16 protein-coding genes are annotated in these 15,922 nt (G+C 36.5%); 4 read left to right on the forward strand and 12 right to left on the reverse strand.

Features of this window, described 5'->3' with window-relative positions:
- Positions 1–45: 45 nt before the first annotated feature.
- Positions 46–2,214: a hypothetical protein gene (locus ABR854_RS11325; RefSeq protein WP_350265511.1), complete on the reverse strand. Its 2,169-nt coding sequence runs from the start codon at positions 2,212–2,214 to the stop codon at positions 46–48.
- Positions 2,215–2,422: 208 nt separating this feature from the next.
- Positions 2,423–3,826: a phosphoglucosamine mutase gene (glmM, locus tag ABR854_RS11330; protein WP_350265512.1), complete on the reverse strand. Its 1,404-nt coding sequence runs from the start codon at positions 3,824–3,826 to the stop codon at positions 2,423–2,425.
- 344 nt (positions 3,827–4,170) lie between these two features.
- Between glmM and ABR854_RS11335 the strand changes: the two genes are divergently transcribed.
- Complete coding sequence (locus tag ABR854_RS11335; RefSeq protein ID WP_229235511.1) at positions 4,171–4,635, forward strand: DUF4230 domain-containing protein; 465 nt, start codon at positions 4,171–4,173, stop codon at positions 4,633–4,635.
- Between the two features lie 93 nt (positions 4,636–4,728).
- Here ABR854_RS11335 and upp read toward each other — a convergent pair whose 3' ends face one another.
- Together upp and ABR854_RS11345 are read right to left on the reverse strand one after the other, a co-directional pair.
- Positions 4,729–5,373, reverse strand: coding sequence for a uracil phosphoribosyltransferase (gene upp, locus ABR854_RS11340; protein ID WP_350265513.1), 645 nt, complete (start codon positions 5,371–5,373; stop codon positions 4,729–4,731).
- 74 nt (positions 5,374–5,447) lie between these two features.
- Positions 5,448–7,130 carry a capsule assembly Wzi family protein gene (locus tag ABR854_RS11345; protein WP_350265514.1) on the reverse strand — a complete coding sequence of 561 codons (1,683 nt, stop codon included), beginning with the start codon at positions 7,128–7,130 and terminating at the stop codon, positions 5,448–5,450.
- A 318-nt stretch (positions 7,131–7,448) separates the two neighbouring features.
- Between ABR854_RS11345 and ABR854_RS11350 the strand changes: the two genes are divergently transcribed.
- Together ABR854_RS11350 and ABR854_RS11355 are read left to right on the forward strand one after the other, a co-directional pair.
- Entirely contained in the window at positions 7,449–8,669 is a 1,221-nt protein-coding gene (locus ABR854_RS11350; RefSeq protein ID WP_350265515.1) for a 4-hydroxy-3-methylbut-2-enyl diphosphate reductase, read from the forward strand.
- Between the two features lie 142 nt (positions 8,670–8,811).
- Complete coding sequence (locus ABR854_RS11355) at positions 8,812–9,021, forward strand: hypothetical protein (protein WP_082892989.1); 210 nt, start codon at positions 8,812–8,814, stop codon at positions 9,019–9,021.
- 213 nt (positions 9,022–9,234) lie between these two features.
- On the opposite strand, the gene ABR854_RS11360 is transcribed toward ABR854_RS11355, so the two are convergent.
- Entirely contained in the window at positions 9,235–9,420 is a 186-nt protein-coding gene (locus ABR854_RS11360) for a hypothetical protein (RefSeq protein WP_350265516.1), read from the reverse strand.
- 185 nt (positions 9,421–9,605) lie between these two features.
- Between ABR854_RS11360 and ABR854_RS11365 the strand changes: the two genes are divergently transcribed.
- Positions 9,606–9,983, forward strand: coding sequence for a hypothetical protein (locus ABR854_RS11365; protein ID WP_350265517.1), 378 nt, complete (start codon positions 9,606–9,608; stop codon positions 9,981–9,983).
- 3 nt (positions 9,984–9,986) lie between these two features.
- Here ABR854_RS11365 and ABR854_RS11370 read toward each other — a convergent pair whose 3' ends face one another.
- The 7 genes from ABR854_RS11370 to ABR854_RS11400 all read right to left on the reverse strand — a co-directional run bounded on the left by ABR854_RS11370 (position 9,987) and on the right by ABR854_RS11400 (position 15,786).
- A complete protein-coding gene (locus tag ABR854_RS11370) occupies positions 9,987–10,652 on the reverse strand; it encodes a hypothetical protein (protein ID WP_350265518.1) in 666 nt (221 codons plus the stop codon).
- Between the two features lie 119 nt (positions 10,653–10,771).
- Positions 10,772–11,287, reverse strand: a complete 516-nt coding sequence (locus ABR854_RS11375) for a DinB family protein (protein WP_350265519.1) — start codon at positions 11,285–11,287, stop codon at positions 10,772–10,774.
- Between the two features lie 90 nt (positions 11,288–11,377).
- Entirely contained in the window at positions 11,378–12,037 is a 660-nt protein-coding gene (locus ABR854_RS11380; protein ID WP_350265520.1) for a DUF2490 domain-containing protein, read from the reverse strand.
- A gap of 82 nt (positions 12,038–12,119) precedes the next feature.
- Positions 12,120–12,755 carry a DUF4956 domain-containing protein gene (locus tag ABR854_RS11385; protein ID WP_350265521.1) on the reverse strand — a complete coding sequence of 212 codons (636 nt, stop codon included), beginning with the start codon at positions 12,753–12,755 and terminating at the stop codon, positions 12,120–12,122.
- On the reverse strand, positions 12,724–13,524 hold the full coding sequence (locus tag ABR854_RS11390) for a polyphosphate polymerase domain-containing protein (protein ID WP_350265522.1): 801 nt from the start codon (positions 13,522–13,524) through the stop codon (positions 12,724–12,726). Before ABR854_RS11390 ends, ABR854_RS11385 begins: the two co-directional genes overlap by 32 nt.
- A 32-nt stretch (positions 13,525–13,556) precedes the next feature.
- Positions 13,557–14,030: a hypothetical protein gene (locus tag ABR854_RS11395; RefSeq protein WP_350265523.1), complete on the reverse strand. Its 474-nt coding sequence runs from the start codon at positions 14,028–14,030 to the stop codon at positions 13,557–13,559.
- A 187-nt stretch (positions 14,031–14,217) separates the two neighbouring features.
- Complete coding sequence (locus ABR854_RS11400) at positions 14,218–15,786, reverse strand: CotH kinase family protein (RefSeq protein ID WP_350265524.1); 1,569 nt, start codon at positions 15,784–15,786, stop codon at positions 14,218–14,220.
- Between the last annotated feature and the right edge of the window lie 136 nt (positions 15,787–15,922).

A 15,922-nucleotide genomic window follows, 5' to 3' on the forward strand; every position in this document is an offset into this window, starting at 1 on the left:
GGCCTAAAATTATTGATTTTAGGCCTTTTTTATAGATATAAGTATTTATTTTCTTGGTCTAAATTCGACCCTCGTAGAACCGTGACACGGACGAGAGTCTGGAAATATACCTGGTTGGGCTTGAACGTGAGCAGGGAAACTTGTAATTCTTCCAGTGAAAGTTGTTGCTGTTTTTGAAATCGTTTCTACATTTTCATTGTACCAAAATAATTCTTGATTTGGTAAAAGTGAACCTGTCCATGAGGCAGTGAAAATTTCACCTGAATTATAATATTCTTTATCAAGAATTACATCACGGTCATTTTCTGGGCAGTCAATCGGAGCATTATCGTGCTCACAGGTACTTGTATAACTCTGATATTCAAAGTCATGATAACCCTCTTTTGAGACCTTCACCACGAAATAGGCATTCCCATTATTTGGTAGATTATTCTTAGTTATCAGCGTATTTCCATTGAAACTAAATTCAATTTTAGGGTCGAGGTTTTGCACTGATATTTTATACTGTCCCAAATCTGTACTCGGTGTAAAAGGCATAAATTCAAATTTCATCCCACCTTCTCGGCATTCATTATTTATCTTTATTTGAATAGGATTAGGACTAACACCATCAACAGCATTACAACCAGCTGAGTTGAAATCGAGAGTAGTACCAAATTCGCTATCAAAACCAGCAACAATATCAATGTTCTTATTGGCACCGTAATGGATTGACGAATTTTTCGATACTTTATCTGATGTTATAATACTTTCGGAGGCTACTACTTCTGAATTGACAGCCACCAAATCAGCGGAAGTAACAATTTCAGTTTCACATCGGTAATTTATCTTTACAAACCAAATGTCTCTATTGTTTTGAGAACTGAAATGGTTTCCTGAAACATCGCCATCTAATGATTGGGTAGTTCCGATACCAATAAATGCTCCTTCATTGGTTTCTACAATACCATTTCCTTCGTCTTCTGATGAGCCACCGAGTGTTTTTGACCAAATAAAATCAAGATTATTACCTATTTTCATGAGCAATAAATCATATTGTCCATTATTATTAGAAGGAATTCGATTACGGTCATTGATGTTGCCATTATTTGATCTTGTTGAACCTGCAATCGCAAAATTACCGTCTCTGGTTGCAATTAAATCGTTAAGAATATCACGACCAGCACCACCAAACATTTTTTTATTTTGCAGTTCACCATTGGAGTTGAGTTTTAGCAACCAGATGTTTTCTTCAAAATTATTTGGGAAAACATCGTTTGGTGTAAACTGAAAATCATCACTCGAAGAGTTAGAAATCAAACCAACAATAATTTCTCCATTGGGTTGTATTAATACTCTCTTAGCTTCATCTTTTTGGTTTCCGCCATAAGTTTTTTTCCAAACCACATTGATTGATTCATCAATTTTTACGGCTAAAATATCTTTTCCGCCCTTATTTGGCCCTATTTCATTATCATTTGAATTGGTACAACCAACAATTACGAATCCACCATCGGTTTTTTTCATATCAAAACCCATTTCGTCTCCGCTGCCACCGATACATTTTTTTGATAATAGTGAGCCGTTTTGGTCTAATTTGGCAAGCCATAAGTCTTGATTAAAGCTTGATGTATTTTTATTAGAATTAGCAATGTCTCCATTCGAAGAGCCAGTATGAGAGAGTAGCATCAGATTTCCATCATTGGTAGATAAAACTTTTATTGGAATATCCTCACCATCACCTCCGTAAGTTTTATTCCAAACCATTTTGCCTTCGCCATCGAGTTTAGTGATAAGAATATCAACATTACCTTTACTGGCTATTGCAGAAATATTGAGAGCATTTGTATTATTAAAGCGTAGGTTTGAATAATTATTGACTCTTGCTACTAAAATATAGCTACCGTCAGGATTTTGAATAATATCTTGGGCTTTAAAGCCTGTGTAAGCATTATTATCTGACACCGTTGTTTCCCAGAGCATATTACCCAATGTGCCAATTTTTGCAACCCATATAAGTTCTAAACCATTTAAACTCTTTTTACCAATGGCAATATAATTTCCATCTTGTGTAGGAATAATCTTAGTGCCTTCATCTCCGTGATAATCGTTCCAACCATAGCATTTTTGCCATTCAAGGTTCGTCGGAAAACCTTGTCCAACTACCACTTGCATACTAACTATCCATAGAAGGATAGATATTATAAACTTTGGGTTTCCTTTTTTCCTAAACATAATAAATCAAATGATTGAACGATTGTAAAACAACCATTTATAAATAGCGAATTTTCTGTGCAAAAATGATGCACAAATTCAGTGCCAAAACTAATAGCCGATGTTGGCTTACGGATTCTTTGTGAACAAAAGATGAAGAATGTACGCATAAAAAAAGAGCTTAAAACTGTTTGTACAATTTTAAGCTCTTTGAAAATATAGAATGTGATTACTGAGCAATCAATTCTTTAATATCTCGAATTATTTTATCGGCGAGATTTGAGGCGGTTGTTTCAAACTCCGACTCAGCGTAAATTCTGATGATAGGCTCAGTATTCGATTTACGCAAATGAACCCATTCTTTTTCAAAATTTATCTTCACACCATCTTCGGTATTTATCGGATAGCGTTCGTATTTGTCCTTAATTTCATCTAAAATTCCATCGACATCCAAATCTGCGGTAAGTTCTACTTTCTTTTTGGCGATATGGTAGTTAGGATAAGTATTACGTAAGAAACCAATCGGTTTGCTGAATTTTGCCAGATGTGTTAAAAATAAAGCAATTCCAACCAGTGCGTCACGTCCGTAGTGGAATTCTGGATAGATGATTCCTCCATTTCCTTCTCCACCGATAATTGCACCAACTTCTTTCATTTTGGTTACAACGTTTACTTCACCAACGGCTGCCGAGTGATAAGTTCCACCAGCTTTAACAGTTACATCTTTCAATGCCAAAGTCGAAGAAAGGTTTGAGACCGTTGTCAAGTTTTCTTTATTTTCGGTATTTTTTAAGATATAGTCAGCAACTGCCACGAGTGTATATTCTTCGCCAAATGGCTCGCCATCTTCATTTATAAATGCTAATCTATCTACATCTGGGTCAACAACGATTCCTAAGTCATAATTTCCTTTGCGTAATTCACCCGAAATTTCTCTTAAATTTTCAGGTAATGGTTCTGGATTATGAGCAAAAACACCCGTTGGCTCGCAGTTTATTTTCTTGATTTCACTGACGCCCAACGCTTCTAAAAGCATCGGAACTGCAATTCCACCTGAAGAATTTACGGCATCAACACAAATTTTGAAGTTAGCTTTTGCAATGGCTTCTTTATCTACCAATGGCAATTCTAAAATCATTTCGATGTGTTTTTGTAAATAAGTATCATTCGTTTCTACTTTCCCCAAACTTTTTACATCGGCATATTCAGCACTATCGTTTTCGGCAATGGCCAGTAATGCTTCGCCGTCGGCACCAGAAATAAACTCGCCTTTTTCGTTGAGTAATTTTAGAGCGTTCCACTGTATTGGATTATGGCTTGCCGTCAGAATAATACCACCTAAGGCATTTTCAAGTGGAACAGCAATTTCAACAGTAGGAGTAGTAGATAGGCCTAAATCAATTACATTAAAACCCATCCCGACAAGAGTAGCAGATACCAAATCGGAAACCATTTTGCCTGATAAACGGGCATCTCTTCCAATTACTACACGAAGTGGTTTTTCTGAATTTTTGTTTTTAAGCCAAGAACCGTAAGCAGCAGTAAATTTTACAACATCTAAAGGGGTCAAGGAATCGCCACTTTTTCCGCCAATAGTCCCTCTGATACCCGAAATTGATTTGATAAGCGTCACTGTAAATAGAGTTTTTGGTTACTTTTAACTTTACAAAGATACAGAAAACATCTTAAAATTTAGTTTTAAATTATATTATAATGCAGATGAGAATTTTAAAAGGTAATTTTTTAATGTAGCTTTTATAATAAATAAGCATACTTTATTTCTAAAGTAGTGTAATTTTACAAGAAAGACTACTTTATATATAAACCAAAATAGGGAAAATGCTGAAAAGATATATACAGATAATAATACTATTCATTACAGTAATATTATCAATTTTTTTGTGGGAAAAATTTAAAAACTTTAACCCTTTCACTATTAGAGATATTCAGACGACCCACAATATAGTGTTGAAAGAAATGACTGTTTTAGGCAAGTTAGAATTATCGAATTTTGCTTTCAGAGATGTTGTTGAGCAAGAACTCGTAAGAGATTATATGCCTAATCCGAAAGCAATTTTGATTGTACAAGGCGAGGCGATCGGTTGTATAGATTTAACAAAGATTAAAGCTGAAGATATTATTACCAAAGATGATACATTAATTGTTCATTTACCTGACCCTGAGCTGTGTAGTTATAAAATTGATCATAGTAAATCGAAAATTTACGATACTGAGTATGCTTTCATGAACGAACAATCGCTGATGAACGAAGCTTACACCCGTGCTGAAGCTAAAATCAAGGAGTCGGCTCTTGAGATGGGAATTCTGGAGCAAACCAAGAAAAATGCAGAATTGGTGTTAAAACCTTTACTCGAAAATGTATCTGGTAAAAAAGTAGTGCTTCAGTATCGTATGAAAGCCACACTTGAGCGATTAAAATAGTGGTTAATTGTTATTGGTAAACTGGTGACTCGAAAAACAAATCTACTAATTCTCCAATAATATACCAGTAACCAATTTACCATTAACTAATCACTAAATCTTCCCTCCAAAGGCTAAATCGCCAGCATCGCCTAAGCCTGGTACGATATACGATTTTGAATTCATTTCGGTATCAATATCTCCAACCCATAAACGGCATTGAGGTAGGCGTGCTTGAATAAAGCGTACACCCCGCTGGCTCGCAATAGCCGATACAATATGTGTCTTGGCAGGAACTCCGTAGCGTAACATGGCGTGGTATGCCTTTTCGATTGATTTACCAGTAGCCAGCATGGGGTCGCTGATTATCAATACTTTATCGTGTATATCTGGACTTGTAATGTAGTCCATTTCTATCTCAAATGCTTCTTTTTCGTCGTGTTTACCTCTATATGCTCCTATAAAAGCATTTTCTGCTTTATCGAAATAGTTTAGCAAGCCTTGATGCAAAGGCAAACCTGCCCGAAGAATCGTTACCAAAACTACATCTTGTGAAAGATGATAAGTTTTCTTGATACCGAGCTGAGTGCTTACGTCGTGTTTCTGAAAACTCAAAGTTTTGGAGATTTCATAAGCAAAAACCTCACCTAAACGCTCTAAGTTTCGGCGAAATCTCATCGAGTCTTTTTGCGTTTGTTCATCTCTCAGTTCAGAAAGAAAGTGGTTGGCTAAAGAGTTATTTTCGGTAAGGACAAACATGATTGATGGAGAATGTATAATTGACAATGAATAATGGTAAATTTTAAAAAAAATCACAAACAGTATTTAGAAAATTAAAATAAAAACTGCCTTTGACTCGTATTCCAGCGGAGGCCCACCGAAAAAATCATGTTCTTTTTATCATCAGCATCGCCTGATAGATTAATGTTACGGTTTTGAACCTTTAAATCAGCAAACAGGTTATGTGCGATCATGTATGATGCTCCAAACTGATAGAATTTTGTATTAATTGTGCGACCTTGACCAATTTCATTTCCGTAGTCAAATGGGCGGGCAAAATTGTAATTTCGCAAAATATCTCCACCCCAGTTGATAATATTTGAATCTTTGCCTTGTTGGGTGAGCATTGTCGTGAAATTCAGGAACAAACGCTTCGTTGGTTGATAACGTCCAATTAGCAGAAGTTCGGTGAAATTTGCTCCCAAAGGATGAGCCAAAGGAAGGTTATAATTGACATAATTACTGTAAGTCGAATTATGACTATACATATATGGTCTTACTAAGTTGTATTCTGTCTGAAAATCAAGGTTTTTTATTCCGAAAACATCAATATAGCGTCCACCAATTTGAGCAGCGTATTTTTTAGCCCACCAACCATCTTGCTTGAAATATTTTACATTAAATTCATCTAAAACAAATTGTCCGTAGAGAGAAAAGTGACGTTTGAAATTATATTTAAAATTTAATCCAGCAATCGAATTATCGACACTTCCGAGATGTCCTTCGGCAAAACGTAGAAATATCACAGGATTTAGGTAATTAATATCGAACCCAACTTGGCGTTTGCCAAAAATAATACTTTCAAAAATTCCAATATTTAGGTTTCGACCAATATTTACACTCAAATGATGCAACGAAAAATACTTTGGTGGGAGTTGTTCCGTTCCGTCGGCAGCTAAGGGAATTTGCTTGTTTATCATCTGAGCAAACAAATTCATGTACTGAAAACGCCCAACATTAGTTGTAACTTTAAGGTGCAAATAAGGTGCAGAGAAATCAGATAGAATCATTGAGCGAATGCCCGACCCAATGAAGTTTTTATCGTGTCCAAACTGAATTTGTACACTTTTGATGGCCTGAAAAGTAATATATCCTCGTGCCGAAAAGAAATCTGCTAAGTATTTACTCGAATCGGCATTCGGAATCTTAGTGAATCCTTCGTATGGATTTGCATTGTATGCTCGTCCGTATTCTCTAATATATTCAGGATATACAATCTGATTTTCGGTAAGCATTGAATAAAAACCCAGTTTTTTATTCAATGTTCCTCGTACTTCAATGCCACGTGTATTGGTATATGGTGTTTCCTTAGCAAGATTATCCTGAGCAAAAGTAAACTGAAAAATAGGGCTTACATGAAAGTCTATGTCTTTGTTTTGGGTGCTATAAAAGTCAGATTTCTTTCTAAATAAGTGTGTCCATAATGGCTTTTTGCTATCACTCTGTGGGAGTTTTTCATTTTCAAGCCATTCCCAGCTATCATTTTGTAGATATGCTAAATTGAATAGGTCAGTTTTTGATAAGTTAGCTTTTTCGTCCGATTCCAGTTCAGTCGTTAATTTTACCAGATCTTTTCTTCTTACTGGCTTGATATTAGTATGAAGGCTCGATAAACTACCACTTTTTATCTCGTAGCGTTCAATTAAATTTGAATAATCTTCGTTAAGAGGAGTAAAATTACTTTGAGCTTTAAGACCAGATTTGCTTATAAGAAACAGAAAAAATAATATACTCAATTTCCCAAATAGGAGTGTAGTAATAGAAAGTTTAAGATATTTTATAAAACACAATCTCATTAAAATATGTTATTTTTAGTAGAAATAACCTTTGCTTACTTATTTTTAAGTGTCTGAATTAAATTTGTTTGTGTTAGTTGTCGTTGGAAAGCAAACTACCTAACGACAAATTAACCAATAACAAACTTTCAATAACTACTAATAAGTATATAAGTTGTGCGAAAATACAGATTATTCCTCATTATATGTAAATCATCTGTTAGATTTGTAAATAAATTAGTAATTGGCTTAGGTCAGTGACTTTTAGCTTCAAAAAATATGAAATCATTTGTCATTCCTGAAATTTATAAGAGTAATATCATTGGTAAAATCAAAGAGGCTCGCCGAACAAAAGATAAACTGAAGAAAGATTTTACTCCAACTGTGCTCGATTTTGGTTCGGTTAAGTTTCTGATTGCCCGACACTTTGGCTTTTGCTATGGTGTAGAAAATGCCGTTGAGATTGCCTACAAAACTATTGCCGAAAACCCAGATAAGCGGATCTTCTTCTTGAGTGAAATGATTCATAACCCCGATGTAAATGCGGATTTACTCTCGCAAGGAGTAAAGTTTTTGATGGATACAAAGGGAAATCAATTAATTGATTGGCAAGAACTTAAACCCGAAGATGCGGTCGTTGTACCAGCGTTTGGAACAACTATTGAGATTCAGCAGCAACTTTCTTCGCTCGGTATCGACCCTTATAAATACGATACAACTTGTCCGTTTGTTGAGAAAGTTTGGAACCGTGCGGGGCAAATCGGCGAGCGTGGATACAGCATTGTCGTACACGGAAAACCCAACCACGAAGAAACCCGTGCGACGTTTTCGCACAGCAAACAAAATGCTCCGACCGTAGTCGTAAATGATATAAAAGAAGCTGAACTTTTGGCCAAATACATTATTCGGGAACTTCCAAAAGAGCAGTTTTATACAGATTTTGCGGGACAATATTCGGAAGGTTTCGACCCCGAACGTGACTTAGAGCGGATCGGAGTAGTAAACCAAACTACAATGTTGGCATCGGATACACAAGGCATTGCCGACTACTTGAAAAAGATAATTATTGGGTATCACAAAGCTCAACCAGCCGAAGTTGAACGCTATTTTGCTAATACTCGTGACACACTTTGTTATGCAACCAATGATAACCAAGAAGCAACCTATGCTCTACTTGAAAATGAAGCTGATTTGGCAGTAGTTGTGGGTGGATACAATAGCTCGAATACTACACATTTAGTTGAACTTTGCGAGCAGAAACTCTCAACATTTTTTATACAATCGCACGAAAGTATTTTGGATAAAAATCTAATTAAACGCTACGATTTACACAAAAAACAAGAGTTTATAGGCGATTTCTTGGTCGAAAAAGAAAAAACTACTATTATGCTCACTTGTGGGGCATCATGCCCTGATGCCGTAATGGAAGCTGTTTTGTTGAAAATTTTATCATTTTTTAACACTACAAAAGAAATAGATGAACTCCTTTTGGCGTTATAAATACACAGCCAAAAAGGTAATTTAGGAGAAATAAATTGCTAATAAATATCTTGTATATTCTTTGTATAATACAAAAATTTATTTTTAAATTTACATTAATTTTCTCCGTTACCCATCAGTTCATTATAAAAAGTAGATGTTTATGAAGATGATTGAGTATGTAAAACTGATCTTAGAGAAAGTCAGTTTTGAGAGAGAACTGTTTGAAAAAGAATTAAAAAAAGGCCTTAAACTATTATCCTTCAAGGAAATTCGAGAACTAAGGAAATGGTGCTACGAGCGTTTCGGAAGTATCTACCGAGGAATTCTTAATCGAACATTTCGTAAAACCCAAGTAACAGTTAGTGTTTAAATAATGAAGCCCTTCGACCTAAATCGAAGGGCTTCTGTTTTTAGCGATTGTTTAGAAACAAAATAAAGCAGAGTGAAAATCTCCCTGCTAATTCTTTGATTACTAACCTAAACAAAACTATATGATATTCTTTAAGATGATAGGTAAATTGTTTTAAGAATTGTTTAAAATCAATCGTGTCTATCTTTAAATCTTATAAATCGTGCTAAAAAATTAAGCGGCAATTGAGAAATTCTCGATAGAATTATCGAAAACTTCATCAAAATCATCGCCTTCAAAGGCATCACCGTACAAATCTTCGTCGGTGTCTTCATACAAACGCTCTTCGCTGAGTCCGTTTGTGATTCTCACGGTATATTTCCAGTGAGTTTGGTTTAATCTAAATGTACTCTTAATCATTACTGTGTGTTTTAAATTTTACTGACACAAAGGTCGCATTATACTATAAACTAAAAATTGTGCCAATGTTAAGAAATCGTAAATAAAGGTTTGGCTTCGGTGTTTTATAAACTTTACTTTTTCTTAATATTCCGATAAACTCTTCCTAACATCTGCAACTTTATTTTGTAATAAAAACAACGGTAATGCAAACAACGTTTCCTTCTCGTCAAAATCATTTTCAAAATTTGCTTACTCTCGCAATCTTTATGCTGATTATCTGCTATTATGCCTTCAATGGTATTCCGAAAAGTGAGCCTTTTTTGTTAGAAAACTCGCCCGAGCAAAACAAAAATGTGGTTTTAGAAACCAGCATCAGTAAGCTACGTGCTGCAGTGCTGATGGATGCTGATATTGTTGAAATAAATGGAAGTTTATATGCCACTGAAAATGCTTTGGAAGGTATAATTGGGGCAAAAAAAACCAAAGTAGCCATTCGGAAGATTCACGAAAAGCTACTTTCAGGCGATAAGCAAAGTGCAGTCAGACTAATAAACGCTTTGCCGACACTGATTTTGAAGTAAAATCTATTTAATTTCGGTAAAACCTGGCGGTGGAAAAACGTCAGATTGTCCAGTAGAATTTTTTTTATAAAACTCTTTCAATTTTTTACGTTGCTCAAGAGAGAGATCAGATGACCATCCATTGTCGTGTTTCTTCATAAATTCGTCCATACTCTCATAGGTTTGGTATTCTTGATTGGCTTTCTGAAAACTCTGATTAGCTTTATCGAAATCTCCTTTCGATACCCACTGCAACCCTTGACTTTCAAATTCTTTGGCCGATAAGACTTTTTGTACTTTTCGGTTTTTAGTCCGAACGGCCGGGTCGTTGCCAAGTTCAGTTGCTGCTTCAACAGTTGCTCGGCGAATGGAGGCTTTAACACTATCTGACTTGGTAGCTTCTTTCAAGCCACTTTCAATTGTGAGAAAAAAAGTAGGGTCAAGTCCTTTCATGATTTGGATTGTGGCAATCTGCGTTTCGGCATTTTTTCCAACGTAATTATCCATGAATAACTTTGTGATCTCAAACCTACGTTTTTCTTCATCAGCGATTCGGTTCTGTTGTTGAGTTGTTCGGTTTTCGTAGTAACCTACGCCAAGTTGGGCGAGTGGAATGGCTACCGAGGCAATAATTGCAGCCAAACCAACGAGATTATCGAGAATAGATTTCTTTTTTGGTTGCTCTTCCATGAGTTTATAGTTTTAAGGTTCAATCCTCAAAAATAAAAAATAAACACATAAAATGCTGACGATAAGTGTTTTAGTCGCTAAAACTTATTAAATGGTTTGTAGAAAAGCATCAATAATACTCAAATAATGCTTTGTTTTACGATTTTAGAAGTAACCAAAAGTTGCCCTAAATGTCTTGTTGTGTGTTCGGCCGCATGAAAGAGTAAGCCAATTACGGTTGAAGGAATTTGAGCTCGCCCAACGCCTCTGACTTCGGTTAAAGTTGCCTCATTGGTATTTTTTAGCTGAAAAATAGCTTTTTCTATTTGTTTATTGAAATCTTCAATGAGTTGCTGAACTGTAATTTCAGTATTTTCTACTCCTTCTGCTTTTAGATTATACATCTGAATTTCGCTGAGAGATTCGCCACGAGCGTAAGTAAATATGCGGTCAAGTACGCCCGTAAGGTGCTGTAAATGAAAAGCCACCGAAGCAACATCTGCTGGACGTTGCCAAAGTAGATTCTTGGGGAAATCGCTTAGATATTCGTGCAATTCTTCTTGTGCTTGAAACAAAGCATGAGCTATTGGTTGCAGGAGAGGAGGAACATCGGGCAATGGACCACGCAACCAAACTTCGAGGTTATTTTTAGGCATTGTTTTGAAATTATTTCCTAATAATGAAAAGAAGAACGTCCAATTTGGACGTTCCTACGAGTGAGAATTAATTATTAAGCGACTGAATCATTACTTAACTTTTATGCCAAAATTAAAATTAATACCTAAGATATTTTTAGTGTCGGGGTAATTTTTATTTACGTCGGGTTGCCAAATATAGTATAAGCTCACACTTTTATTCTTTAGATATTCATAGCTGATTCCTGCACGGTTTCTCCAAAAATCTGTCTCGAAAACACCATCGTTTTTGTGCATAAAAGGCTCGGTCGAAACACTCAGGTCTAATTTTTTTGTAACAGCGTATTTTACACCGAGTCTTGAGCGGAGATAGTTTTCGGCTGTACCTTCATCATCGCCAACAAATGTTTGTTTTTGTGATTGATAGGTTTCACGAAGCGAAAAAGTAAACTTATTGATTTTGTATTTTCCTTCAATGTTTCCAGAAAAACGATTAAACTTTTCGCCATTGACCATTCCAAGCCGATATCCAACGCCCGCTGAGATATATTTGTTTAATTTTTTTTCACCTCCAAGATAGAGGTATGAACCTCGGTAATTAGTAGAGTTTTCGTTGAATCGGGTGCGAAACTCGCCTTGTACTTCCCAACCTTTGGGTAAATCTAAGCTTAGACCAATCCCTTGACGGGTTTGAAAATCTACTTCTGATTTTTGGGCAAAAGTGACTGACGAAATAAGTAATAGCGTGATTATTTTAAGGTATTTTTTCATAAGAGAGAGACAGTTTTTAGCATTTACTTTACTATTGGAAATATTATCTTATCTGTGCCATGCACAGCGTGACACAGGTAAATTATTCATAAAAATAAATTGTCATACGAGTGGCATCTTTCAAGAAATCAATTTCTTGGATTTCTACTCGATGAACATTGAAACCTGTGCGTTTTTTCAAATCTGACAGTAATTCTGTGCGTTTTTCGGGCGTAATCAGATTGATATTATCGTAAACGATGTTTTTAGTAAATTCTTTCTTGATGAGCCAATTGCTTTCGAGTAAGAATGTGGCGGTAAGAATAATGCCATTCAAAAGAGCCAGTTCGTCCCAGCCGCCCTTGCTGATGGCCGAAAGTAAACCTATGGCGATAACCAAGAAAAGATAGGTCATATCTTTGGTCGAAATGCTTTCGGTGCGGTAGCGTAGCATCGAAAAAACAGCAAACAAACCAAAGGCCGCACCCATTGACATTTCGACTTTGTTGAGCAAATAAGTTATCAAGAAAATAACCAAGTTGAACGCAAAAAACGTCAGATATTGGTCAGCTTTTTTGTAGTTTTTGTAGAAAATCAGGCGAATTAATACAAAAACAGAGGTTAAATCAATGAATAAACGGATGAAAAATTTGCTTGAAAGTTTGTCGAATAACTCGAAAGAAGCTGCTTGGACGGTTTGTAGGGTGTCAGGCGATAGCGTTTGCTGTAAAAGATTCATATTGGTGTAAGGTTTTTGAAATTCTTTTAAGGTGTTTTTTGAAATTATTTTGTTTGACGCCCTCAAAAAGGCTGATGATTCCGAAGCAATATTTGCTTATCGAACCAGACTTTAGTTGGTATTTTTTCAGAATATCCAGTATCGGCGATGCTCCCACTTTTTCTTGCTTGATTTCGGCAATGGCTATTTGAGCATATTGTACTTCTTTTGAATCATTCTTGAAAGTAAGCTCCAAATCAATCGTGAGGCGTTCGGGGCTTTGCTTGCTCACGAGCGTGAGTCGGCTGTAATTGACCCACATAACACCCTGCAAATTTTCGGGTTCGAGTGGACTGATTTTGCTTAAAAAAGCAGAACTTTCATCGTGCAAATAAGGCTCATTGATTCCCTGAGTTTTGATGCGTTTTTTGATGGTTCGACCGTGGTTATTCTTGAATTTTACCTCAAAAAACTGCAAGTTAGAGCCAACGTAATTGCGTGAACGCACTTTATACCGATTTTGCTTACCTACTTGGTGTTGATGATAAAGTCGTAAATCTTCGGTATCATAATAGAGCGTTTGATAGGGACAAATTCGCTCATTATTTATTTCCAAGAGTTTATAATGCTGCTTGGCATCGGACAGAATTTCGGGTAGTAAATTGATTGGAATTAGGTATTTTACATCCATTCTATCCATCAATTTTACGCCTTCCATTTCGGCCAACGTAATTGGCTCAAATAACTTTATTTCTTCTTGTATTCTATCGAAAAAAATATTCGGTGTCATAGTAAATTCTCCCTTTGAGGGGGCGGGGGCTTTTAAAACTCATAAATATACTTTTTGGTCTGAATCAACTTGCCTTTGGCATCGTAGGTTTTTCTTTCGGTTTTTAGACCTTTTCCATTGATTGTGTAAACCGAACGGCTAATGAGGAGATTCTTTGCGTCGTATTTGATTTCCTCCGATTTTTCGCCGTCGGCGTTGCATTTATACACAAAACGATTGATTTGTTTACCTGCGGCATCGAAAGTGGTTTCTTCGATTTTATCGCCATCTTTATTGAATTTTGTAGCAGTTTTGTCTTTTAATGCTCCGTTTTTATCGTAGTTGACTTCCAGAATTACCTCACCTTCTTTATCAAACTTTTTCGATACATCGTTGTGGCTCACTTCTTTGCCATTTTCATACTCTACGATTACTTCGGTCATTCCCTTGACACCGTTCTTACGAATATCTTTTTTTGATTGTGCCAGAAGGCAAAAAGGCATTAAAAGCAAAATTAAAATTCTCATGTTTTTAGTTTATCGTTTTCACTTACTCTTTCTTAGCGTATTATTTAGCTTAGCAATATCGTTACAAAATTTAATACTTGAAATTTTTAACTGTTATAAAACATCTTTATTTTATCCAACTTAATCGAAAGTCGAAGCGGTCAGATACTAATAGTGAGAATGTAGATTAAATTAAGATTGATACTATCTATTTCAAAAATGTAGCAACTGCCTGATTGCGTGTCACTACGTGGGCTTTTAGTTGCGTAATGGCACTCGTGAAAGCCGCCGTATTTAATAAATAGGAGTATGGTGCAACTTCCTGCATCACCGACGATGAAATCAAGTTGTAGTTTTTATCAAAAATGGCATTCATTTTGGCACTTGTGAAATAATTATCATTGAAATCTTTTACATAAGACTTATATTTTGCGTAATACGTTGCGTCATCGGCCAAATATCTGATTAATGGCCAACTGGCGGCTACCTCAGTCATTTCGAGCGAAACCCCTCTGCCCATGCCTGCACCGCCTTGTTGTTGGGTGTTTCCGCCAGCAGCTGCCGTTGTGGAAGTCATCGAAAGATTAAAATCCCACGGAATCCACGTTACTTTTTTGGTAGCAGTTGGCGTGTATAGATAATAATTATGAGCCATAGCTCCGTAAGAATCCCAGTTGACGATGGTGTTATTGATGGCCAAAACTTTCAAGAAATGGTCAACGTTGAATGATTTTTCGAGGTTTGCACGCCAAGCGGCGGCATTTGATGTGCGGTTAGTGGCATTTAGAGCTGTGATTACTGATTGCACATCGCTCCAATCGGCGGCTGTTTCATTGTTTTTCTTTTCAAAATTGGCTTGTACGAAACTTTGAAAAGTTGATTCGGGCTTGAAGATATTTCCTTTGTCTTCACCAAATTGATTTTCTACCATCGTATCGTCAATGACCTCGACCATTGTATAGACACCGCAGTATTTTAGACCATCGCCAAAGTTGATGTATATTTTGTAGAAAGAAGTACGAGCCGCTGGAATTCCTGCCGAACGAAATAAATCTGAAACAACTTTATCTCGCATCAGTGAGGCATCTCCCTGACCAGGAGACATCGAAAATTCTTTGAATCCATAAAAGCGTTGGTCGGTTATTTCTGGATTTGTATCTTCAAATTCATCAAATTGTAATTTGAAAGGTAATTTATAAATACCTGCACTCCAAGCCTGCGATAAACTCGAATTTCCTTTCAGACGAAACCCAACTTTATACCATTCTTTTCCATTGAATTTTACCGAAGATTGTACATATATTGGGTCGCCAGGAATAATATCCAATGCCCCTCCGCCCGCTGCCCCTCCGCCATTTGGAAGATTTCCGCCCATAGCTGCACTTAGACTATCAATATTTACACCCGTTGGCGGAACTCCACCGCCCATTTGTCCGCCCGTTGGAGGCGTACCACCACCCGTTGGTGGAGTTACACCGCCACCCATTTGGCCTCCACCTTGCGTGCCACCTACGCCAAAATCATTGCCCGCTTTTGTTTTCATATCGGCCTTGATGGCTGCCCAGTTTTCGGCAGTGAGCGTAATTTCGAGCGTATTGATTTTATCTTGCGGAAAAACCACATCATAGTTAGGGTCGGTTTTACCGTGTGTTGCTTCTGTCCAGTCGGTTAAACCTGCATGAATTGGGTCAACGGTTTCGGAGTTGTTTAGCTTATTGCACGATATACTGATGCTTACGAGTGAAATAGCAGTAAAAAATAGAATCTTTGATTTCATAATCGGTGTTTGTAGGTTTGCCTTTTGATTAGTTAAAAATTTAATAAAAACTTAATATTTGCTTCATATTCAAAGAGACGAAGGCTTAGTCGTGTTGGTGTCAAGGTGTCGAAAAACGTATGATTTGTGTATATTC

Origin of the sequence: Emticicia sp. W12TSBA100-4, assembly GCF_040253585.1 — a bacterium.
In the GTDB taxonomy this organism is placed as follows: Bacteria; Bacteroidota; Bacteroidia; order Cytophagales; family Spirosomataceae; genus Emticicia.

What these genes read in the sequence shown, in the direction of transcription:
- ABR854_RS11365 (WP_350265517.1), top strand. Translation starts at nt 9,606, where the DNA reads ATGCAAACAACGTTTCCTTCTCGTCAAAATCATTTTCAAAATTTGCTT.
- ABR854_RS11335 (WP_229235511.1), top strand. Translation starts at nt 4,171, where the DNA reads ATGACTGTTTTAGGCAAGTTAGAATTATCGAATTTTGCTTTCAGAGAT.
- ABR854_RS11400 (WP_350265524.1), bottom strand. Translation starts at nt 15,786, where the DNA reads ATGAAATCAAAGATTCTATTTTTTACTGCTATTTCACTCGTAAGCATC.
- ABR854_RS11375 (WP_350265519.1), bottom strand. Translation starts at nt 11,287, where the DNA reads ATGCCTAAAAATAACCTCGAAGTTTGGTTGCGTGGTCCATTGCCCGAT.
- ABR854_RS11380 (WP_350265520.1), bottom strand. Translation starts at nt 12,037, where the DNA reads ATGAAAAAATACCTTAAAATAATCACGCTATTACTTATTTCGTCAGTC.
- ABR854_RS11355 (WP_082892989.1), top strand. Translation starts at nt 8,812, where the DNA reads ATGAAGATGATTGAGTATGTAAAACTGATCTTAGAGAAAGTCAGTTTT.
- ABR854_RS11390 (WP_350265522.1), bottom strand. Translation starts at nt 13,524, where the DNA reads ATGACACCGAATATTTTTTTCGATAGAATACAAGAAGAAATAAAGTTA.
- ABR854_RS11385 (WP_350265521.1), bottom strand. Translation starts at nt 12,755, where the DNA reads ATGAATCTTTTACAGCAAACGCTATCGCCTGACACCCTACAAACCGTC.
- ABR854_RS11350 (WP_350265515.1), top strand. Translation starts at nt 7,449, where the DNA reads ATGAAATCATTTGTCATTCCTGAAATTTATAAGAGTAATATCATTGGT.
- ABR854_RS11370 (WP_350265518.1), bottom strand. Translation starts at nt 10,652, where the DNA reads ATGGAAGAGCAACCAAAAAAGAAATCTATTCTCGATAATCTCGTTGGT.
- ABR854_RS11360 (WP_350265516.1), bottom strand. Translation starts at nt 9,420, where the DNA reads ATGATTAAGAGTACATTTAGATTAAACCAAACTCACTGGAAATATACC.
- ABR854_RS11325 (WP_350265511.1), bottom strand. Translation starts at nt 2,214, where the DNA reads ATGTTTAGGAAAAAAGGAAACCCAAAGTTTATAATATCTATCCTTCTA.
- upp (WP_350265513.1), bottom strand. Translation starts at nt 5,373, where the DNA reads ATGTTTGTCCTTACCGAAAATAACTCTTTAGCCAACCACTTTCTTTCT.
- ABR854_RS11395 (WP_350265523.1), bottom strand. Translation starts at nt 14,030, where the DNA reads ATGAGAATTTTAATTTTGCTTTTAATGCCTTTTTGCCTTCTGGCACAA.